Source organism: Thalassotalea fusca, from assembly GCF_053485835.1.
The window spans coordinates 1-508 of sequence record NZ_JBQRUN010000053.1; the positions used below are offsets into that span (position 1 = coordinate 1).

General features: G+C 43.7%; 1 protein-coding gene. It reads right to left on the reverse strand.

From position 1 onward, the window contains the following. On the reverse strand, nt 1-480 hold a 480-nt coding region (locus ACSLUK_RS19990; RefSeq protein ID WP_448550550.1), incomplete at its 3' end, for an IS110 family transposase. Between the last annotated feature and the right edge of the window lie 28 nt (nt 481-508).

The window sequence follows — 508 nt, forward strand, 5'->3', positions numbered from 1 at the left end:
TACCTTCTCTGATTTAACCTTTTGTTGTAACTTCTGGTTATACCAATCAAGTTCAGACTTTGTCGCCTGAAACTGCTGATATCGCCTGAATAGTATTTCTCTGAACTCAGGTGTTAAACCATTTTCACCATCTTCTAAAATCAAAGGCAAATCTCGCGTAAAGCTCGCTACGCCTTTACTGATGATAATCCCATATTCCGATAGCAACCCTCTGATTTGATTGATTATCTTAGTCTGCTCAGCACCGAGTAGCTCTCTGATACGTGAAAACGCCTGCTCGTCTTGCTGCTTTATCGTTAACACTCTTGTCGGCCGCACCTTGCCATGCTGACAGGCTTCAGCAATTGCCATAGCGTCGTTGATGTCATTTTTCTGTCCTCGCAAATAACCTTTCACATGCTGTGGGGGTAATAATTCCACCGTATGTCCCTTTTCCAACAACAGCCTTGCCCAATAATGAGCGCTTGAGCAGGCCTCCATCGCTACCTTGTCAAATTTAAGTGTTGAA